16 protein-coding genes and 1 riboswitch are annotated in these 22,245 nt (G+C 41.6%); of the genes, 6 read left to right on the top strand and 10 right to left on the bottom strand.

The genetic code is table 11. The features are described 5' to 3' along the window. Window positions 1-8: 8 nt before the first annotated feature. Window positions 9-650, bottom strand: coding sequence for a GTP pyrophosphokinase (locus tag UE46_RS05985; RefSeq protein WP_036063062.1), 642 nt, complete (start codon window positions 648-650; stop codon window positions 9-11). A 270-nt stretch (window positions 651-920) separates the two neighbouring features. Here UE46_RS05985 and ytvA point away from each other — a divergent pair, with 270 nt between their 5' ends. Both ytvA and UE46_RS05975 read left to right on the top strand, forming a co-directional pair. Beyond that, window positions 921-1,694 carry a YtvA family blue-light photoreceptor gene (ytvA, locus tag UE46_RS05980; protein WP_036062987.1) on the top strand — a complete coding sequence of 258 codons (774 nt, stop codon included), beginning with the start codon at window positions 921-923 and terminating at the stop codon, window positions 1,692-1,694. Window positions 1,695-1,786: 92 nt separating this feature from the next. Further along, window positions 1,787-1,980: riboswitch (Lysine riboswitch) on the top strand. Window positions 1,981-2,085: 105 nt separating this feature from the next. Continuing rightward, the gene (locus UE46_RS05975; protein WP_036062985.1) at window positions 2,086-3,573 is read left to right on the top strand and encodes an amino acid permease; all 1,488 of its coding nucleotides are present in this window, start codon (window positions 2,086-2,088) and stop codon (window positions 3,571-3,573) included. Window positions 3,574-3,704: 131 nt separating this feature from the next. Here the strand turns inward: UE46_RS05975 and UE46_RS05970 are convergent, their stop codons facing one another. Both UE46_RS05970 and UE46_RS05965 read right to left on the bottom strand, forming a co-directional pair. Further along, on the bottom strand, window positions 3,705-8,387 hold the full coding sequence (locus UE46_RS05970; RefSeq protein WP_036062983.1) for a beta strand repeat-containing protein: 4,683 nt from the start codon (window positions 8,385-8,387) through the stop codon (window positions 3,705-3,707). 338 nt (window positions 8,388-8,725) lie between these two features. Continuing rightward, the gene (locus UE46_RS05965; protein ID WP_036062980.1) at window positions 8,726-9,184 is read right to left on the bottom strand and encodes a MarR family winged helix-turn-helix transcriptional regulator; all 459 of its coding nucleotides are present in this window, start codon (window positions 9,182-9,184) and stop codon (window positions 8,726-8,728) included. 191 nt (window positions 9,185-9,375) lie between these two features. Between UE46_RS05965 and UE46_RS05960 the strand changes: the two genes are divergently transcribed. Further along, on the top strand, window positions 9,376-9,816 hold the full coding sequence (locus UE46_RS05960; RefSeq protein WP_036062977.1) for a MarR family winged helix-turn-helix transcriptional regulator: 441 nt from the start codon (window positions 9,376-9,378) through the stop codon (window positions 9,814-9,816). A 45-nt stretch (window positions 9,817-9,861) separates the two neighbouring features. Further along, the gene (locus UE46_RS05955) at window positions 9,862-10,392 is read left to right on the top strand and encodes a YceI family protein (RefSeq protein WP_036062975.1); all 531 of its coding nucleotides are present in this window, start codon (window positions 9,862-9,864) and stop codon (window positions 10,390-10,392) included. A 53-nt stretch (window positions 10,393-10,445) separates the two neighbouring features. Here UE46_RS05955 and UE46_RS05950 read toward each other — a convergent pair whose 3' ends face one another. Continuing rightward, entirely contained in the window at window positions 10,446-11,084 is a 639-nt protein-coding gene (locus tag UE46_RS05950; RefSeq protein WP_233230993.1) for a DUF1129 family protein, read from the bottom strand. 151 nt (window positions 11,085-11,235) lie between these two features. Here UE46_RS05950 and rarD point away from each other — a divergent pair, with 151 nt between their 5' ends. Both rarD and UE46_RS05940 read left to right on the top strand, forming a co-directional pair. Continuing rightward, complete coding sequence (gene rarD, locus UE46_RS05945; RefSeq protein WP_118907472.1) at window positions 11,236-12,144, top strand: EamA family transporter RarD; 909 nt, start codon at window positions 11,236-11,238, stop codon at window positions 12,142-12,144. 150 nt (window positions 12,145-12,294) lie between these two features. After that, a complete protein-coding gene (locus tag UE46_RS05940) occupies window positions 12,295-12,927 on the top strand; it encodes an NAD(P)-dependent oxidoreductase (RefSeq protein WP_036062971.1) in 633 nt (210 codons plus the stop codon). A gap of 52 nt (window positions 12,928-12,979) precedes the next feature. On the opposite strand, the gene UE46_RS05935 is transcribed toward UE46_RS05940, so the two are convergent. The 6 genes from UE46_RS05935 to UE46_RS05910 all read right to left on the bottom strand — a co-directional run bounded on the left by UE46_RS05935 (window position 12,980) and on the right by UE46_RS05910 (window position 22,089). Continuing rightward, a complete protein-coding gene (locus UE46_RS05935; protein ID WP_036062970.1) occupies window positions 12,980-13,621 on the bottom strand; it encodes a DUF5105 domain-containing protein in 642 nt (213 codons plus the stop codon). Window positions 13,622-13,766: 145 nt separating this feature from the next. Beyond that, complete coding sequence (locus UE46_RS05930; RefSeq protein ID WP_036062968.1) at window positions 13,767-14,408, bottom strand: DUF5105 domain-containing protein; 642 nt, start codon at window positions 14,406-14,408, stop codon at window positions 13,767-13,769. A 131-nt stretch (window positions 14,409-14,539) separates the two neighbouring features. After that, the gene (locus tag UE46_RS05925) at window positions 14,540-15,310 is read right to left on the bottom strand and encodes a DUF1295 domain-containing protein (RefSeq protein WP_036062967.1); all 771 of its coding nucleotides are present in this window, start codon (window positions 15,308-15,310) and stop codon (window positions 14,540-14,542) included. A gap of 1 nt (window position 15,311) precedes the next feature. After that, window positions 15,312-17,093: a DAK2 domain-containing protein gene (locus UE46_RS05920; protein ID WP_036062964.1), complete on the bottom strand. Its 1,782-nt coding sequence runs from the start codon at window positions 17,091-17,093 to the stop codon at window positions 15,312-15,314. Window positions 17,094-17,110: 17 nt separating this feature from the next. Then, window positions 17,111-17,518 carry a DUF2177 family protein gene (locus UE46_RS05915; protein ID WP_036061143.1) on the bottom strand — a complete coding sequence of 136 codons (408 nt, stop codon included), beginning with the start codon at window positions 17,516-17,518 and terminating at the stop codon, window positions 17,111-17,113. A 143-nt stretch (window positions 17,519-17,661) separates the two neighbouring features. Beyond that, on the bottom strand, window positions 17,662-22,089 hold the full coding sequence (locus tag UE46_RS05910; protein ID WP_036061142.1) for a 2-hydroxyacyl-CoA dehydratase: 4,428 nt from the start codon (window positions 22,087-22,089) through the stop codon (window positions 17,662-17,664). Window positions 22,090-22,245 lie beyond the last annotated feature (156 nt).

Genomic DNA, 22,245 nt, shown 5'->3' with positions numbered 1-22,245 from the left:
TCAACCCCTTATTCGCCCTCTACTTCATGCTTATATTGATCTATTTCATCGTTCAAGTATTTCATCTTTTCATCTAAATGCTGAATAATCGCAGCTGCTTCATATAATTCCTGTGTTAAATGCGCCGGTGCTGTCGATTTATACTTATAATAAATCTTATGCTCCAAACTCGCCCAAAAATCCATCGCAACGGTTCTAATCTGGATTTCCACACACATTTTACGAGACGTATTCGTCAAGAAAATCGGCACTTCACAAATTAGATGCAGACTCCGATAGCCATTTGGTTTAGGATTCTCCACATAATCTTTCACCGTTAGAATAGTCATATCATCTTGATTCGCAAGCATTTCATAGATTTTATAAATATCCGAAACAAAAGAACAGGTAACCCTGATCCCCGCGATATCATGTACATGAGCAAACGCATTTTCAGGCGTAATATCAAGTCCCTTTTTTTCCAATTTAGCAGTGAGACTCTCAAAACTCTTTACACGTGATTTCAAATGTTCCATCGGATTATAATCATGAAGAAATTGAAACTCATCATTTAATATTTTCAACTTTGTATTTACTTCTTCTAAGGCGAATCGATGCAGTAACATCACATTGCGCCAGTCTTTTAATTCATTTACGGAAGGTTGTTGCACAAAAATAGCTCCTCTCATCTTCACTTTCCCTACCCTCCTATGTTACTACATTTTTCACGTTTGCGCACAGGAATTCATAAAATCAAAGCAATTTCTTACTATTTTATCATCATTTTGTTATGCGATCTATAACCGATATCAGTATATTCAAAGTTTATGAACACAATATGAACTCCACGAACAGCCGGTTTTTCATAAAACAATTCCTATTTCCAGTACTTTTTGATATGATGGGTGTATCTAAATCTAAAAAAGGGCGGTTGTGTTAGGATGCTAAATAAAGAAGCGGAGTTGCAATTTAATATTATTTTAAAAGCGCTAAATATGAGTAGCGTTGGCGTTATAATTACCGATGGCGATCTACCAAAAAACCCAATCATCTATGTGAACGCTGGTTTCGAACGCATTACTGGCTACCAAGCTGATGAAGTTCTCGGCAAAAACTGCCGCATGCTTCAAGGTAAAAAAACAGATAAAACCGCTACCGCAAAAATTAGCCAAGCAGTAAAAAATCGTACCAGCGTTACTGCTTTCCTGCAGAATTATCGTAAAAATGGCGAAATTTTCTTCAATGAACTCACGATTGACCCCATTTATGATGAGGCTTCTGGAAAAAACTATTTTATTGGGATTCAACGTGATGTCACATGCGAAGAAAAATATAAGATGCTTCTAGAAGACTCGATCGAAGAAATCGTTAAAATGTCGACACCTATTGTCCCCGTTCAAGATGGTGTCGCAGTCCTTCCTCTTGTTGGTGCCCTTTCCACAGATCGCTTTGAAGAAATGACACGAAATGTAGCTACTTACCTCGATGAAAACCACATTGATTATCTAATTATGGATATTTCAGCACTCGCCAATTTTACAGAAGAAGTGGCAGCAAATCTCATCAAATTTCTAGCCTTGACGAAACTAACTGGTGTAAGCCTTGTGTTGACTGGTGTTTCACCGAAGTTTGCGATGCTGATGGTCAACTACGACAGCCGTCTTCCAAATATCCCGACATATAGTACTGTTCGCGAAGCCCTGAAAAACGTGTAGAACAGATCCATATTTTCTAAAAAAGCCTTGCAATTGCTAGATAAGTTCGTTACTATTGATACATGGAAAACTGAATAAAATCCTCATCCAAACGGTGAGGTAGAGGTTGCGAAATTCACAAGTAACGGTTGACGAGGTGCATAACACACTGATGACTCCCCGCAAAAAGGATGCTCGCCGAAGTGAAGACAGGTTTATGACTGCTCTTTAGCTGGGACTGTTATCGAAAGAAACAGGACTGCCGTTTTTGCCATTAGCTTGATGAAACGGATGTGCTATCTAACGCTTTTTGATGTTGGTATCTATAGACTGATCTCAAAAGTTGCACACGGGATTGGTTTTTTTTGTTCCCAAAACCTCATTTTCATACAGAAGAAAGGGAGTTTTACTTGTGAAAAAAGAACAGCAACAAGGTCACATTCGTAGAGATTTAAAAACGCGTCATTTATCGATGATTGCCATTGGGGGCTCGATTGGAACGGGATTATTCCTAGCGAGCGGAAATGCCATAGCAGTAGCAGGTCCGGGGGGCGCACTTGTCGCTTACGCTGCGATCGGCTTAATGGTTTACTTTTTAATGACAAGCCTTGGAGAAATGGCGACGTACATGCCTGTGTCTGGTTCCTTTAGTACGTATGCCTCCCGTTTTGTCGATCCAGCTTTCGGATTCGCACTCGGCTGGAACTACTGGTTCAACTGGGCGATTACACTTGCCGTTGATATTTCGACTGCCGCACTTATTATTCAATTTTGGTACCCAGATGCACCAGCTTGGCTTTGGAGCGCCGGGTTCCTATTACTCATATTCGGCTTAAATGCGCTGTCCGTAAAAGCTTACGGCGAATCAGAGTATTGGTTCTCCATCATCAAAGTCGTTACCGTCATCGTCTTTTTAATCATCGGTGTACTTACTATTCTCGGAATTCTTGGCGGTCATTTCATCGGTTTTGAAAACTTCACGATGGGTGATGCACCATTTAAAGGCGGATTCTTCGCCATTCTTGGAACCTTCCTGCTCGCCGGTTTCTCCTTCCAAGGAACAGAACTCGTGGGGATCGCAGCAGGTGAAAGCGCAACACCCGAAAAAAGTGTACCAAAAGCGATTAAACAAGTATTCTGGCGTATCCTGCTTTTCTATATTTTTGCGATTTTTATTATTGGGATGATTATTCCCTACACGAGTCCAAACTTGCTTGGAGGTGAAGCGACAGACGTTGCAATTAGCCCATTCACTCTTGTTTTCGAAAAAGCTGGTCTTGCGATTGCTGCTTCTGTGATGAACGCAGTCATTTTAACCTCCGTCCTGTCCGCTGGTAATTCAGGACTTTACGCTTCTACTCGGATGTTATGGTCAATGGCAAAAGACGGTAAAGCTCCGAAATTTCTATCCAAAGTAAACCGTCGTGGTATTCCGATGGCAGCCCTTATTTTGACGACAATCGTTGGTGCGATGACATTTATCACGACTTTAAGCGATAATGGTGCTGTGATCTATACATGGCTTCTTAGCGCATCAGGTTTGACTGGTTTCATTGCCTGGGTGGGGATTGCGATCAGTCATTATCGTTTCCGCCGCGCATACGTCAAACAAGGACTTGATTTGAATAAACTGAAATATAAAGCAAAGTTCTTTCCATTTGGACCTATTTTAGCGCTAGTTCTGTGTTTATTAGTCATCGTTGGACAAGATTACAACGCCTTTTTACATCCAGATATTACAAACCCACAATGGTGGCAAAAAATTGCGATTTCCTACATTGGACTTCCTATTTTCTTGGCATTTTGGCTTATTTATAAATACACACAAAAATCAAAAGTTATCCCACTCGACGAATGTTCTTTCGATGAGCACTCGTATACAGATGGAAAACGTGACTAACTCAATATTTATGCTAATGAGGTGATACTATTTTGTTAAAAAATAGTATCACCTTTTTTCTATGTATGGAAAAACAGCAGATGAAATATTTTCACCTGCTGTTTAAACCCATTAACCATTGATATTGCTTATTACTGTACTTTCACACGTGCGACTTCTTTAAAGCTTGCGTTGACTGCTACAATTTCTACTAAATCGGATGTGCTTGTGATACCTCCAAGGCCACTAATTGTAAAATTACCATTGTTCAGTGTAGCTATTTTAACACTTACTCCATTTATCCATAAACGGACAGAAGTTATATCCTTGCCATAAGCGCCTGTGATGGTTGATGCTCCAAATGTATACGGGTCTACACTAAAAGTATAATCATAGACGGTGCTATCCGCTTTTACCGTTACATTTTTGCTCGCTACTTCTTTGTATTGGGCATCGACTGCGATAATTTTCACGACATCGGTTGTGCTTGTGATGTATGTGTTTGCGCCTGCGATGCTATACGTGTTGCCTGTTTTAGCGGCTTGTTTCACGATTACACCATTCACGGATAAACGAACATTCGCAACGTTTGTACCCATAGTTCCATTGATCGCTGTATCTTTATTCAACGTGAAATCGGCTGGTGCTGTTAAGCTGTTGTCTAATGTGTCAAAACCAGTTTTTGTAACCGTGATGCGATTTTTCTCATTATATTGGGCATCTACACCCACAACTTCCACTAAATCTTCTTTATTTTTGATAAAGCTTGCAATGTTAGTAAATGTATAGTTACCGTTGTTTGTTGTTGCTTGTTGTACAACCGCTCCATTGACCCATAGGCGGACTTTCGAAATATCTTTGCCGAATGTACCCGTAAGATTCGCCGCTCCTTTAGCATAGTTGTTCGCTGTCAGAGACGTATCTAAAATAGAGCTTCCCTTAGTTACCACTGTTTTACGAGCGACTTCGTTGTAGGCTGCGTTTACGCCGACAACTTCGACTTTATCCGTTGCTAATTTCACAAAACTTGGTACTTTGTCGAATGTGTACGTGCCATCTGCGTTTGTTGTTGCTTGCGATACGACCACATTGTTGACCCATAGACGTACTTTGGATACGTCTTTACCGTATTTACCTGTTAGCGTTGCATTTCCTAATGTGTAATCGTTCGCTGTTAGGCTGTAATCATAGACTGGATCGCCAGTAACAGTTACAGCTACACGAGCGCGTTCTACATATCCGCCATCAACACCAACCACTTCAACTTTATCGGTTGGTTTTGTGATGAAGCTCGCGATGTTAGGGAAAGTAAACGTGCCATTGCTTGTTGTTGCTTGGATGACCAGTTTGTCGTTCACGAAAAGACGAACTTTAGCGATGTTTTTGCCGTATGTTCCTGTTAGATTCGCTGTGCCAATTTTATAGCTGTTGGCTTTTAGGCTGTAATCAAGCGCTGCTGGAATCAGTGTGCTCGCTGTGGATACTTTGCCATTTGATGCTTTGGTGATTGTTGCTGTGATGGTAGATCCTGCTGCTTGTGGTGTGATGTTGAAAAGGTACGTACCATTGCTCGCTGTTTTACCAGATGCAATCGTTGTGTTACCATTTTTGATGATGATATCTGAATTTGGTTCACCCGAACCAGATACAGTTGTAGAATTAGCTGTTAGGTCGTTGATAGTTGTTGTTGCAATTGTTTCATCGGCAATCGTTGTGCTTGCTGTTGATGTTTTACCATTCGATGCTTTTGTTACAGTCGCTGTAATTGTTGAACCACCTGCTTGTTTTGCGATGTTGAATGTATAGCTACCATCGCTTGCTGTCTTACCTGATGCAATCGTTACTGTACCATTTTTGATAACGATATTTGAGTTAGGTTCACCTACTCCAGATACTGTTGTAGAATCGGCTTTTAACGTGTTAATTGTTGTTTGAACAATGCTATCATCTGGAATCGTTGTACTTGCCGTTGACATCTTACCATTTGACGCTTTTGTTACAGTCGCTGTAATTGTTGAACCGCCTGCTTGTGGTGCGATGAAGAACAGATAATTTCCATCACTGGCTACTTTACCAGATGCAATTGTCGCACTACCGTTTTTGATAACGATGTCGCTGTTAGGCTCACCTTTACCCGATACCATGACATCTGTCGCTGATAAGCTGTTAATTGTAGTGGCTACGATTGTTTCATCGACTACTTTTGTACTAGCACTAGATGTTTTACCGTTCGATGCTTTCGTTACAGTTGCTGTGATGGTAGATCCACCTGCTTGTGGTGTGATGAAGAACAGATAATTTCCGTCGCTAGCTACTTTACCAGATGCAATTGTCGCACTACCGTTTTTGATAACGATGTTGCTGTTAGGCTCACCTTTACCCGATACCGTTGTCGCGTCAGATGTTAATCCAGCAATCGTTGTTTGCGTGATTTGGCCAAACAGCGTATTCGCTGTTGCAATATCGCCTTGTAGTTTCGTTTTGTCTGTACTTGCTGGTAGGGCATTTACTTGTGCACTTGCTGCGTCAATCATCGCTTGCGTTGTTGTATCTTTCAAAATAGTGTTCGTTGGTGCGTTGGCGAATAAGTTATTAACGCTTGCTTTCGCTTGCTCTGTCGCTGTTCTTGCTGCTAGTTCGGCTTTCGCTTGGTCGATTTGTTTTTGTAGGTCTCCGCGAACTACTGGGTCTACGATAACGTTAACTTTCGCTTGCGCTGCATCAATTGCTGCTTGGTTTGTTGTGTCTTTAATAGGATAAATAGGGTTATTATTAATGAACAGATTATTGACAGCTTCAAAAGCTATTGATTTAGCTGTGTTATCAGCAATACGAGCATTTAGTTCATTTTGTGCTTTTGTTACATAACCTTGAAGTTCTGCTTTTTTAGCCGTATCTGTTACAGCGTTGACTTTCGCTTGCGCTGCATTAATCGCTGCTTGATCCGTTGTGTCTTTGATGTGATTTGCTGGATTGCTATTGATGAATAGATCGTTGACAGATGCGGTTGCTACTGCGCTTGCTGTTGCTTCTGCAATACGAGCATTTAGTTCATTTTGTGCTTTTGTTACATAACCTTGAAGTTCTGCTTTTTTCGCTGTATCTGTTACAGCGTTGACTTTCGCTTGCGCTGCATTAATCGCCGCTTGATCCGTTGCGTCTTTGATGTGATTTGCTGGATTGTTGTTGATGAATAGATCGTTGACAGATGCGGTTGCTACAGCTGTTGCGTCTGCGATGCGAGCATTTAGTTCATTTTGTGCTTTCGTCACGTAAGTTTGTAGTTCTGCTTTTTTCGTTGCATCTGTTACAGCGTTGACTTTCGCTTGTGCTGCATTAATCGCTGCTTGATCCGTTGTGTCTTTGATGTGATTTGCTCGATTGTTTTCAATGAATAATCCATTAACTGCTACATTCGCGGCATCATAAGTTGCTGAAACAGTAGCAGATGTGATCGGATAGTAATTGCCGTTCACTTCTAGTTTCACGGATACGACGTCACCATCTACCAGAGTCCCTCCTCCTTTTAGTACACGTTCAGAACCAACGAGGGAATTGATGAGATAGTAGCCCATATCACCCTCGGTGTTTCCAGAATAAACGCCGTTAACATAGAAGAAGAAATTGAAGCGTGAACTTTCTGCACTGTCAATTTTCGCTTCAAATCCAGCAGTGGATGCTGTTAGGCTATGAAATGCTACTTTCGCTGCTGCTATTTGTGCTTCTACTGTAGTACGAGCATTGAGTTCGTTTTGTGCTTTCGTTACGTAACCTTGGAGCTCTGCTTTTTTCGCTGTATCTGTTACAGCATTTACTTTCGCTTGTGCTGCATTAATCGCTGCTTGATCGGTTGTATCTTTGATGTGGTTCGCTGGATTATTGTTAATGAACAAGTCATTAACAGCTGCTACAGTAGCTGGATCAAGTGCACCTACAGTTACTGGAATTGTCGTTGAAATCTGATTGTTAGAATTAGATGTAACAATGATGTTAGCCGTTCCAGCTCCAGTTGCAGCCCAATTTCCGTTTCCATCGACTGTCATAACTCCTGGATTGCTAGAAGAATATGTTACTCCTTGGTTGGCGGTTGCAGGTAAGACGTTTGTAGACATTTTGCCTGTAGCTCCTACCATTGGTGCGGTGTTAAGTCCTGTGACATTGAAACTAACAGCCGGAGTAGCCACAGGGAAGGTTGGATTCTTTCGGTACGCAAAGTAATATGAAGCATTTAATGCTGCGAACTCCATACCATCGACATTACCCCATGTTAGTGAATCCGGTAATTTGAATGAAAAATTGCCTTCCGCATCTGTAGTAAAGAATACTTGACCTGTCGCACTTAGCCCAACCGAGAAAGTCACGTTGGGATGTCCAGTGAAAACACCCTTAATAGTCGTATCTGAATCTTTCATAGTATTAAGTTTGAAAGTGGACATATCACCTATAGTTATCGATTGCCCCGCAGTCTTTCCATTATCGAAAGTTACTAGAATCGCATCTGTTTTCAAATAATTACCAACATATGATTGTACAGGAATAGAATAATCTCCAGATTCATCTGCTATTCCTGCGAAAGTATAGCGGACGGCACCGGTCCGGGCGTTAAATATTTGCACTGTAACTTGTTTCCCTGCTCCAGCTGGCACACGTCCTGTCACTTTTGTGCTATCGCTTGTTACATAGTCCAACATTGATCCTGAACTTGATTTCAAAGTGGATGTTAACTTCTGTTCTGCTGCGTGTGTTTGTACTGGTGGTAAAGCTGTGATAATTGTGCTTGCTACTACATTTGTCGCAACGAGTGCGAGTGCGATTTTCTTCATATTCTTATTCATTTGTTGTATTGCTCCTCTTTATTTTTTATTTTTTACCTTGCTGAAACTAGTTTCGATCCTCCTCTTACTATTTTTTGTAGCGTTAGAAATCTTCTACTTAGATAGCTTAACACCTAAGGTAGGACAAAAAAATACAATACTTCTTGTTTTTGAACTTCACATTTGTCAATTTGGTTACGTTTTTATTTTGTTTCACTATTTTCGGATTTTATGTATAGGTTAAGGCATTGATGTATATGTATACAAAAAGAGTTCACTCATAAAGTCAATGGTGACATCATGAATAAACTCTCTTGTTAAATATATTCGACTTCGATAAATATACGCTGTACGCTTTCTCAGTCTGCTTTTAGTAAACCTTCAATCTTCTGGTTAATCTCAATTAATTTATCAATATCCTCATCCTCTATTTCATCCAGCGCCTTCATCATTGCTTTATATGCGAATGCGTTCTGCGTCGAGCGCTCTGACATTTCTTTGCCCTTCTCCGTCAACTGTAAACGCCATGCATCGGCATTTTCTACGAACTCCGTATTCATTTTCTCTACTAATCTTGCGTGCACTAGACCGTCCACGTTTGCCGAAATAACTTCTGTCGATGTGAATAGTTTCTTCTTTAAGTCATCTACCGTGGATTCCGGACGTCCGTATAAAATATTGATTATCGCCATTTGTTGTAGTGACAAGCCTAGGCTCAGCGCGTTTTGCTCGGCGTGTTTTGCTGTAATTCGATTGATTGCCCAATACGAGCCCAACACGTCCCGCACTCGATTTACTCTATCTTCACTCAATTCCATCTAGCTTCACCTCTTCCTTTTCTATTTTACGCTACTTTCTATTATACACAATGATCTTTACATAATCTTAACGAAAACTACTTTTTTTAAAATTTTTTCTAAATCGCTTGACTTACTTTTTATAAGTATGTTATTATTTGTTTGTAAGATATTTCGATATTAAAACATTTTGTTGGAACGAGGTGGTTTCCTTGGATAATATCGATTTGAAATTATTTACTGTTTTGTTGCGATCGGCAGGTTGGATTCAAAAGCTCACGGCTAGATTGGTCGAGGAACATGGGATTACGCCAAGTGAATTCGGTGTTTTAGAGCAGATTTATCATCTTGGACCACAACAACTTCAAGCGATTGGGCAGAAAAACCTGATTTCAAATGGCAACACGACTTACATGGTCACCAAGCTTGAAAAAAAACAATATGTCGTTCGTACGGCAGACCCCAACGACCGCCGAATCGTTTACGCAGAGCTAACAGAGCACGGCACGAATTTTATTAGCAACTTATTTCCGCAGTTTGAAGCATTGATAAAGGAACAACTCGATGTTTTAGATGAGGGAGAGAAGGAAACATTAATAATGGGGCTAAAAACAATCGGACTAAACGCCGAGTCCCACTGGCGAGCAAAATGAAGATGGCGCCAACAAAAAAATGATATTAATTGGAGGAATTTTAAAATGACAGTAGAAAAATGGAATGTAGACCCAGCACACAGTTCAATCGAGTTTCAAGTAAAACACATGATGGTATCTAAAGTGAAAGGCGCTTTCAAAGATTTCAGCGCTGATTTAAACTTAGATCCAGAAGATTTAACAACAGCAAGCCTTGTATTCACAGTAGATGCAGCATCTCTTGATACGCGTCAAGCGCAACGTGATGGTCACTTGAAGAGCCCAGATTTCTTCGACGTTGACAACTATCCATCGATTACTTTTAAATCAACAGACATCACAAGCGATGGCGACAATGAATATAAAGTAACTGGTGATTTGACGATTCGCGAAGTAACGAAACCTATTACATTAAAAGTAGAATATGAAGGAACAAGCAAAGACCCAATGTCAGGCAATATGGTTGCTGGCTTTGAAGGTACTGGTAAATTCAATCGTAAAGATTTCGGCTTAAACTACAATGCTGCGCTTGAAACTGGTGGCGTACTTATTGGTGACGAAGTGAAACTAAATATCCAAATCGAAATTTCAAAATAAGCAAAAAAAGTGAGGTTAGGAACTCTAATGCAGAGTCTCCAAGCCTCACTTTTTTATTTTTTACGCCATATAAGTCCTGCTGTTGTAAAACCTGCAATACCAAGAATGACTTCTATCAGCGCCCCACTTGCGATCTTTTGACCAAAATTCGGTAAGATCGTCAGGAGGAAAACGAGCACAAATACGTACATAATCACGATTCCGCTACCAATCAAAAAGTATGCCGCCATCGACTTGGATTCGGTCACAGAATAATGTTTCCACAAGATATAGCCACCGAGTAGCATACAAGCGATACAAATAACGACTAAGATCAATGATACAAAAAACGTACCGAGATAAAACGTACTTTCTTTACTAAAGAAATCGATGATGCCCATCACAATTAAATAGAGACTCATGATAATAAAACCTGCGAAAACGAATATCCGAATAGGTTTGTCCGCCACTTTATCTGCTGTTTGCTTTGTTATTTGCCTCGCATATGTCGTCGCGTCCATTCCCAAAATCGCCTCGGCATCTGATTCTTGCTCTAACAATCGGTCTACAGTCGTTAGAAGAAATATTTCCTTGTCCTCTTCTGAAACATTTTTATCAGCAGCGAGTACCCATTCCACCGTTTGTAGATAGGCTTGTTTCTCTGCCGTTAATTGCTCTTTTCTCTCCATCAATGCTTGCTTTTTGCTGCCCATATATACATACCTTCTCCCATTTTGTTCTCCTCCCATCATATGCGAAAAAAAATGTTTAGGCAACTCTCAACTTTTTTAGCCTATTTCCCATTTTTAAATAGCTAATTTGTGTTACAATGGTTCTATTATTTTGTTTAGAAAAGGTGAGTATATGTATACAGAAAAAGAAAAAATGTGGGGTATATTAGCTGCAGTCATGGCTTATATTATTTGGGGCGTATTACCGCTCTATTGGAAAATGGCTGGAGATGTCCCTGCTAGTGAGATTCTAGCCTACCGGATTATCTGGTCTTTTGTATTTATGGTCGTTATCATTGCGATTCTCGGAAAAACGAGAGAAGTTTGGACGGAGATTATCAGTATTCTCAAAAGACCTAGGTTACTTTTGGCGATCACGATCGCGTCTGTTTTAATCACGGCAAACTGGTTTATTTTTATTTTTACCGTTAACGATGGGCATGTGATCAGCGCGAGTCTCGGTTATTATATTAACCCGCTTGTAAATGTGCTGCTCGCCACCGTTTTTCTTAAGGAGAAACTAAGTCGTGGGGAAGCGCTGGCGGTACTTTCTGCGGCCATTGGCGTACTTATTTTAGCGATTCACCAAGGCGTATTCCCGTGGGCTGCTATTTCTATGGCCGTTACATTTGGCTTATATGGACTGATTAAAAAACTCGTTCCCATTAGTGTCTGGGGCGGACTTACAATCGAAACGCTAATTATGACGCCATTTGCACTGATTTTTTTACTCTTTTTTGCACAGGATGCGTTCATGAAATTTGGCTTAGACACAAACCTCGTTCTCTTCGGAGCAGGCGTTGTCACTGCAATCCCACTACTATTATTCGCAACCAGCGCCAAGCGGATTTCTTACGTCATGCTCGGCTTCATCCAATACATTGGGCCAACATTAATGCTGATACTCGGCGTCTTTGTATTCCATGAAGCCTTTGATAGCACGCAATTCATCGCGTTCCTCTTCATCTGGGCGGCACTCTTAATCTTCACGATTTCCCACCTATTGATGCTATCCAAACTCAAAAAAGCAAAATTGATATAATAGGGCCAGGCACGAAGCACAGATTTATCGCTTCGTGCTTTTTTATGATCTCAAAAGCGTTATGCTTTACATTCTTGTTCAAAGTAGGTATACTAAAATCAATCGTTGTAACAATTATAGTTACAACCGAAAATTAGGAGGTCATTTCATATGAAAATTGGAATTATCGGAGCAACAGGTCGCACAGGTTCAAGAATTTTAACAGAAGCAAAAAATCGTGGTCATGAGGTCACAGCAATTGTCCGTAACGCTAGTAAATTAAGCGATTCATCCCTACCCGCCATTGAAAAAGACATTTTCAACCTAACAAAAACAGATGTTGCGGATTTTGATGTACTAGTAGATGCTTTTAGCGCCCCTATCGAAGAATCAGATAATCACTGGAAATCGATCGATCACTTGATTACAGAATTGAACGGAACGACGAACCCTCGTTTAATCGTTGTTGGTGGCGCTGCAAGCTCGCTCATCGATGATAAAGGTACCCGAGTTCTTGATACAGCATCCTTCAAAGAAGCGCCATATTACGCTACTGGTTCCGCACAAGCGATTCAATTAGACCACTTAAAATCAGATGCTACATTTGATTGGACATTTATCAGCCCGGCTGGATTATTCGAACCCGGCGAACGAACAGGTACTTACACAACTGGAAAAGATGAACTTATCGTAGACGCAGAGGGAAATAGCTACATCAGCATGGAAGATTACGCGATTGCCCTTGTTGACGAAGCTGAAAATAACAAACATCCTCGTGCCCGCTTCACAGTTGGACAACGATAAAAAAAGAAGCACAGCTAACCCCAAAAATTCGGAGTTAATTGTGCTTCATTTTTTATGATTGAACAGTGCCAGTAAAGAATGCTAGATATAGGTTTTGCGCAAATTTATCAGCGTCTTTGATTTTCCACTGATCTTTGTTTGATTCTAGATTCATTTTTACTTTGACAGCTTTATTAGAAACTTTTGCTTTAGCGATTGTTTCTTGATACACGTCAAGCATCGCAGTAGCAGCTTTTTTAGCATCTGTTTGGATAGATGGATCTGCTTTTACTTTTGCTTGTAGTGCTGTTGTCATTTCTGCTTGTACGCCTGTCATATCCAGACCATTTACAGAAATTTCAACAGTTGGTTTGTCTTTATCGTCATTTGTTACTTTTGTTGTATATTTTGTTACTTCTTTGACGCGCTTAGCAAACGTATCGTATAATTTATCAACCTCATCATCGATACTACCATCTGTAATGTTTAGGCTACTTGTGAAACCTTTTTTGAAACCAGTTTTGATTTCTTTTTCCAAGTTTGCTGCATCTTCACCAAAAACATCTTTAAATTTATCTGTATCCTTATTGTAGATGATTGTGTTAACTGCTGTGTCTGCTGCTTCTTTCGGATCAACAGCTTTACTTCCACACGCAGCCAGGGTAATCGCAGCTGTTAAAACAACGACAAGCATTAAAGCTAACTTTTTCTTCATGTGATACACTCCTTTTTCCCAACCTTATTTTCATACTCTTCCTATTTTAAAGGAATCCCAACAGATTACAAGTATTTAGACGAAAATATATCAAATAATAATTTAAATCGAGACACATTCTCAAAATAATCGCTCTAAAATTAGTTTATTGCGCTGTTCCAGTAAAGAAGGCGCGGTACAAATTATTTGCGAAAGTTTCATCATCTTTCATCTTCCACTGCTCTTCATTTGCTTCTAGATTCAGTTGTACTTGAACCGCTTTTTTGGAAACATTTGCTTTTGGAATCGCTGTTTTATAGCCATCAATGATCGCCTCGGCAGATTTATTCTTATCTTTTTCGATCGATGGGTCTGCCTTCACTTTAGCATTAAAAGCGGCCAATCTTTCTGCTTGTAGACTCGCCATATCGAGGCCATTTATAGAAATTTCAACCGTAGGATTTTTCTTATCGTCCTTTGTTACCTTCGATGTATACTTTGCTACTTCTTTGGCGCGCTTTGTATAAACATCATACAAGCTACCTATTTCATCATTCATACTACCATCTGTTATTTCCAAATTAGCTGCCAATCTTTTTGTAAAAGTATCTTTGTTATTTTTTTGTAAAGCTGTGGCACTTTTACCAAACGTATTTTTGTATTTCTCGACGTCTTTATTGAAAATAATCGTATTCACAGCAATATCGGCAGCTTCTTTTGGTTCTACAGCCTTACTACTTCCACATGCACTTAGGGTAATCGCGGCTGTCAAAACGACTCCAAACATTAAAACAAGCTTTTTCTTCATGTACTACACTCCCCACTGTAACCTTTTCCACACTCCTCTTATTTTAAAGGAATCCGTTCTGATTACAAGGGTTTGGGCAATACCGTCACAAAATATACATACAAAGGCTATAATTGAATACCCTCTTACTTTTATGATTTCTTTGGAAAGCTTGGAATAAATTTAGAAGTACGCTTGGCATAAGCCTGAAAATCGGGGCGGTCCTTGTATTTCTTTTCGAGCAGTGGCACGCCAGATACGAATAAAAGTAGCAAGGTGATGATGACGGGACCGATAACGCCCCAAAGACTTACCGCTCCAGTGATGCTTACTAGAAAAATTCCCCACCAGCTCAGCGCCTCACCAAAATAATTTGGATGGCGTGTATATTTCCAAAGCCCTGTCATGATAAGTTTGCCTTTGTTTTCTGGATTCTTTTTGAAGCGGCGCAATTGTTCGTCTCCAACAACTTCGAAAAAGAAGCCGATAAGCCAAACAGCGATTCCAACATAATTCCACCATGCTAAAGAATCTGCCGATGTTGTATTCACAAGCAGGATTGGCAAGCTAATAATATAAAGCAACACACCTTGCAAAATAAAGACATTCAAATACGCTTTTAGTTTAGCAAAATGAGTTCCCCAACGTTTACGCATATTCACATAACGATAGTCCTCTGGCTTCCCAATATTTCGTTTTGCCAAGTGGAGAAATAGACGCATGCCCCAAATAAAAACGAAAATCGTTACGATCAAACCTTGCATTGTCATCTCGCCACCGAAGAAATACGTATACAACGCGACAATAACAAATCCCGGTCCCCACGCTAAATCCACGATCGAGTTGTTTTTTAATTTTTGCGCCCATAGGAACAAAATTGTAAAGTAAATCCATAATAATAAACCTGCTATCCAATAGATCATCTTATATTTCCTCCCCCTCGTCTAGCTGCATTCGAATCGCAATCGCCACGCAGCCTATCCCTGCACTCATCGCAATAATGGACGAAATCTCCATCACATAAGTAGGCGGCTTCCCGACTATATTTGTAAACAGCTCCTCATACTCCGCCGCTCGTTCTGGCGTATGCGCATGGACAATCGCGTATTCAGCAACCTGATTACGCGCGAGCATTCTTTTCACGCGCGCTGCAATTTTCTTCGTGTTACTCTGCAAACTAAAAGCAATATCACTCACCGTTCCAGCTCCCGTATCCGACAGCGAAACAACTGGCTTCAAACGCAGCGTATTACCAATCGCCCCACCTTTTTCACCGAGACGTCCCGACCGAATCATCGCATCCAAATTTGGTACGCTAACAAAAATCTTCGTTTGCGAAATACTTTGCGTCACGAACGACTGTACTTCCGCGAACGTTTTTCCGAGCGCAATTTGTTCCGCCGCCGCCTTCACGAGCAATCCTTGTGCACCCGAATTTTGCCTCGTATCTAGCACCACAATATCCGGCGAAACACCAGCCGCAGCCTTTTTCACCGTTTCATATGTGCCACTTAATTTCCCAGAAACCGTCAAAACCAGCACGTGCTCATAATGATTCGCCAAAAATGATAGTTGGTTCGCGACTGCCTTCACATTAGGCTGAGAAGAGGATGGATATGCCTCACTGTCCTCTAAGCGCTCAAACAATGTCCCCGTATCCATCGTGACTTTATCCAAATAATCGTTACCAGCAAACGCGATGTGTAGCGGAATAACTTGAATCTGATACTCCTCCATCACACTTTGCGGCAAATCCGCCACCGAATCCGTCACCAACGCAATCCGATATTTCCGATGATGAATCACGTCAAACTGATTTTGCATATCGTCCACTTTCTGCTGCACCATCACGCCATAATCAGCCAAATAAGCACAAACCAAGCGCGGCTCATCCGTATGAATATGTACCCGAATTTTCGTCTCCGTCCCCGCGACAATCAGCGAATCACCAAACGACGTCAATCCCATCCGAATCTTGTCCGCATCCAGCCCCTCACCTTGCAACAAAACCTCCGTGCAATAACGAAATACTGGCGCCTGATCCAAAACTTCTTCATTCACCAATTGCGGTAAATGCTCCACCTCCGTCACATATGTCTCCTCACTAATCACCGATGTGAACCCTTCAACAAACGTGAAAAATCCCTTCGCACCAGCATCCACAACCCCGTTATCTCGCAAAACACGCAACATGTTCGGCGTATTCTCAAGAGCCGTTTTAGCCTGTTTCAACGCATGCACTAAAACCTCTTGAAAAGTAGCGCCATGATCTTTCGCCTGCGCAATCGCCTCAGACCACGCCCGAATCACCGTAATCATCGTGCCTTCTACCGGATTTCCCATCGCGTTATATGCATAATCAGCGCCACCAGAAACACTGCGCGCAAAGCATCCCAAGGAAACACGTTTATCATCCGATAAATGAAAGTGCATACCATTAACGTATTGTGCAAAAATAATCCCGGAGTTACCACGAGCACCAAATAGAGCCGCTTCTGAAATCGTAAACAGCGTCTCTTTCGCTGATGCCGCTATTTTCGACTCTTCCACAATTGATAACATCGTCGACGCGAGGTTACTCCCCGTGTCCCCATCCGCTACAGGAAAAACATTGATTGCATTCAGTCCATCCTTTGCATCAATCACCGCTTTGGCACCACCTAAAAAGGCATGATACAACTTTTTACTATCCAAAAAATCCGTCATTGTTCCCGTCCTCACTTTCAAGAAATTCCCCATACTTTCGCTAACCAATATACAATGCCCGACGTTGCGCCTGTAATAAACGCACCCCAACCTAAATCAATCACCGTAACAAGCACCGGCCAATCTCTTAACGTCGCCAAATTCGTTAAATCATATGTCGCATAGCAAAGCAATCCTAAAAACGCTCCTGCAAAAATCGCAAACTGGAGGCTATCTTTGGCAAGCGCTGGCTCAATAACAAAAAAGACCATACCACCTACAAATAAAAGATAAAATAAAAGTGCTGCGCCAAATCGCATGTTCGTCGCCATCAAATCGCCTAAATAATGCTTATACAAATTCTTAGCTATAAAACCTAGCCACACAGCATCAATCAATAAAAAGACAACAAAGGCGATTCCAGCAAGTTTCGCAAAATAAATCATCGTGAATCCCTCCTTCATACTTTCCTTTACCCGTTCTAAGTTCAAATTATAGCAATGAAGTAGTAAATTTAGCTATTTTTCTGTTTGTGAATTTTTTTACAATAAAAAAAGGTTTCCCATTAATGAGAAACCTGTATCTATTATCATGATTCTGTTTGTATTTTTTCAGACTCCGTAGAAGCTTTGACTTTACCAGCAATATGCCCAACAGGATCAGCTTCACGTGCCCGCTTTACTGTACTTCCGATTTTTTCAACAGGTGCGGAATCACGAACTCGCTTCGCCGTGTCAACAATTTTTTCTTTCGGATGGAAGCCTTCTTTTTTAGCTACGACTTTTGACTCGGTTGCGCTCACTGTTTCGAGTTGTTTCTTAGCAATAGAAAGCATCAATTTTATCCGATTTAGCTGGTTGACTGAACTTGAACCCGCGTCGTAATCGATCGACATGATATTCGCCGCTGGATACATTTTTTTCAAGCCTTTAATCATGCCGCGACCTGTAATATGGTTTGGTAAACAGGCAAACGGCTGCAAACACGCGATATTTGGTACGTCACTATCTAGCAACTCGATCATTTCGCCCGTCAAGAACCAGCCTTCCCCCATCTTATTTCCAAGCGATAATAACTGGCTGGCCTTTTCCGCGATGACTTCGATGTTTTCTGGTGCGCCGAAACGTTGACTTGCTTTTAAAGCGTCCGACATTGGCTTCCTGAACTTGTTAATGACCGGAATCGCCACACTGTGTTTCGCAAACGATGTCACCTTGGATTTCCCAAATGTGTTCGCCGCAAAATGACTGTCGTAGCAGCAATATAATAAGAAATCGACGAAATCTGGAACGACCGCTTCCCCACCTTCTTCTTCAATCACGCCAACGATATCATTGTTCGCACCTGGATGGAATTTCACTAATATTTCCCCAACGACGCCGACTTTTGGCTTAATTTCATCGGTTACCAGCAAGCTATCAAAAGCTGCCACCATCTCTCTGCAAAATTTAGCATATGCCGCAGAACTGTAATTCGCTAACATCTCTTTACCTTTATCGATAAAATGGCGATGTAGCTTGTTCGCGCTACCTGGAATCACTTCATAAGGACGCGTTTTATACAGCATCCGATCTAAGCCATCACCCAGACAAAGCCCCACTAGGAATCGTACGCCAACTTTTGGCGTAATTTTGAATCCAGGTTGTTTTTCTAAACCGCTAGCATTGAGTGAAATGACAGGAATATGATCTAAATCTGCTTGTCCCAACGCTTTTTTCAGCATCGATATATAGTTTGTCGCACGGCAACCACCACCCGTTTGCGTCATTAATACTGCTAAATTATCCAGATCATAATCGCCGTGTTTAAGCGCATCCATCATCTGACCAATCGTTAAAATCGCCGGGAAACAGGCATCGTTGTTCACGTATTTCAGGCCTTCATCAACCGCGCGCGGTGTCACCGCAGGCAAAACTTCCAAGCGATAACCAACGTCATGCCCTGCTGCCTCCACCAGTTCAAAATGCGTCGGTGCTAGTTGTGGCGCCAAAATCGTGTACGTCTTCTTCATTTCTTTCGTGAACATAACACGTGGCTTTGGCGCTGGCATTTCTGTCGGTAAAACATGGTTGCGTGCGCGTTCATCCATCGCCGCTTTTAGAGATCTAATCCGAATTCGCGCGGCGCCTAGGTTGTTAATTTCATCTATTTTAAGTAGCGTATAGACTTTATTATGTCCTTCGATTATCTCCTGCACCATATCCGTCGTAATCGCGTCGAGTCCGCAACCAAATGACGTTAATTGTACAACCTCAAGATTTTTCTGTTCTGCCACAAAACTTGCCGCCCGATAAAGTCTAGCATGATATTTCCACTGGTTTTCCACGCGTAGTGGGTGTTTTATTTCGCCGAGATGCGAGACCGAATCCTCCGTCAACACCGCCATACCGTTCATCGTGATCAATTCTGGCAAGCCATGATTCACCTCTGGATCAATGTGATACGGATGTCCACACAATACGATACCGCGAATTTTATTTTTCTCAATGTACTCGAGCGCCTCTTCCCCTTTTGCCCGTATATCATCACGGAAAACGCGCGCTTCTTCCAACCCTGCGTGCACCGCTACTTCCATCTCTTTTAGAGGGATATCAGGAAACGCCTCATGCATCCCTTTTAACAACGCCTTCTCATTATCTAACGTCAAAAATGGCGCAATCAAAGGAACATTCTGCTCTTCTAAGGCATCCACGTTAACCCGAATTACCTCTGGATATCCCGCAACCACAGGACAATTAAAGTTATTCGTCGCCTCACCAAATTCCTTATTTTCATAGACCACTGCGGGATAGAAAATACAATCCACTTTCTTCTTAATTAAATCCATCACATGGCCGTGCGTCAATTTCGCTGGATAGCAAACCGCTTCTGAGGCAATCGTTTCAATCCCTTTTTCATATAAATTTTTCGAGGACTTCATCGACAACTTTACCTGGAAACCGAGTTCTGTAAAAATCGTATGCCATAACGGATAATTCTCAAAAACGTTCAGTGCCCGCGGAATACCAATCGTCCCACGCGTCGCTTCGCCTTTTTTCAGTGATTTATAATCAAACACACGCTTGTATTTATAGGCATACAAATTCGGCAGCAGATTCTTCTCAGACTCCACCCGCTCGCCTCGCTCACAACGATTTCCACTAACAAACTTGCGATCATCGCCAAATCTCGTAATCGTCAATTGGCATGAATTACTGCATAAATTACATCTCGATTGGGACGTTTCTGCTTGGAATTCACGCAGTTTTTCAAGTACTAATAATTGGCTTACTTCACCCGTTTCATAGTTTTCACGGGCGATTAGTGCCGCGCCATAAGCTCCCATCATCCCTGCGATATCAGGGCGAACAACCTCGCGCTCCGTCAATAATTCGAACGCCCGCAAGACCGCTTCATTATAAAAAGTACCGCCTTGCACGATCACTTTTTCACCGATATCTTTAGGACTTCGCAATTTAATCACTTTTTGTAGCGCATTCTTCACGACAGAATAGCCCAGGCCCGCCGACAAATCCTCTAACGACACACCTTCTTTTTGCACCTGTTTCACTTTTGAATTCATGAAAACGGTACAACGCGAGCCTAAATCCACAGGTTCCCGAGCTTGCAATGCTTTATCTGCAAAATCTTGAATTGTCACGCCCAATGTTTGTGCAAAAGTTTCAAGAAAAGAGCCACAACCTGCCGAACAAGCCTCATTTAGCATCAAACTATCGAGCGCGCCATTTTTAATTTTCATACATTTCATATCTTGCCCGCCAATATCTAAAATAAAATCGACATCCGGCAAAAATTCACGCGCGGCCCGATAATGCGCCACCGTCTCAATTTCCCCAACATCAATCTTGAGCGCCGCTTTGATCAAAGACTCCCCATATCCCGTAATTCCCGATTGGCGAATCTTCACTTTTTCAGGCAAAATTTCATAGAGATCACTCGTCGCATCGATCACAGACTGTAGCGGATTCCCCTTATTACTATCATAAAAAGAATACAAAATCTCATTATCCGCACCCATCAACACCAATTTTGTCGTCGTCGATCCCGCATCAATACCTAAATAAACATCACCCTCATACGTCGCCAAATCACCACGCGGCGCCTTCATCTGACTATGACGCTCCCGAAAAGCAACCAAATCCTCCGCACGCGTAAATAAAGCTGGCAAAATATTCGTATCTGTCGCCATACTCGAAAAATCAAGGTCACGAAGACGCGCAATCATATCTTCTATATCTACAGGCTCATCATTCCACCCATTATAAGCCGTCCCAAGCGCGATGAAATACTCAGCATTAGCAGGCGCAATAATGTCCTCCTCTTTCATTTTCAACGTTTCCGTAAAGCGGTAGCGCAACTGACCCAGAAACGTCAGCGGTCCACCTAAGAATGCTACTTTTCCACGAATCGGCCGACCACACGCCAAACCACTAATCGTCTGCGTCACGACACTCTGAAAAATCGAAGCCGCAATATCTTCTTTCCGCGCGCCTTCATTTAAGAGCGGTTGCACATCCGTTTTCGCAAAAACACCACAACGCGAAGCAATCGGATAAATCGTCTGTGATCCTTGCGCCAAATCATTCAAACCATTCGGATCCGTTTGTAAAAGCGTCGCAATTTGGTCAATAAACGCACCCGTTCCACCCGCACAAGCATTATTCATCCGCTGCTCAATCCCGCCAGAAAAATAAATAATCTTAGCATCTTCCCCGCCTAGTTCAATCACAACATCCGTCTCAGGAATCACCTGCTCCACCGCTTCTGTACAAGCGATAACCTCCTGAATAAAAGGCACCTTCAAAAATTTCGAAATCGCGAGTCCTGATGATCCCGTAATTTTGAAAGTCATGGTGGTCTCTCCACACGTCTTCTCCAAATCCTGCATAATTTGCAATGTTACCGTTTTAATATCCGAGAAATGGCGTCGATACGTTTGAAAAAGAATCGTTCCCGCATCGTCCATCGCAACCGCCTTTGCCGTCGTTGATCCTACATCTAAACCTACATGAATCATTCCGATCATCCCCTTCGTAAAAAAATATGCTCAATCAATCACATGTTACTCTATAGATAAAAACCGAATCGTATGACCTTGCGCTAAAATGAGTGATTACTCACTTTTAAAATCACTAGAAAACCGTTCTACCTATTCAAAGTTCATTTTACACTT

It is taken from the genome of Listeria weihenstephanensis (assembly GCF_003534205.1).
In the GTDB taxonomy this organism is placed as follows: Bacteria; Bacillota; Bacilli; order Lactobacillales; family Listeriaceae; genus Listeria_A; species Listeria_A weihenstephanensis.
This window is presented reverse-complemented; position numbering and strand designations above follow the sequence as displayed.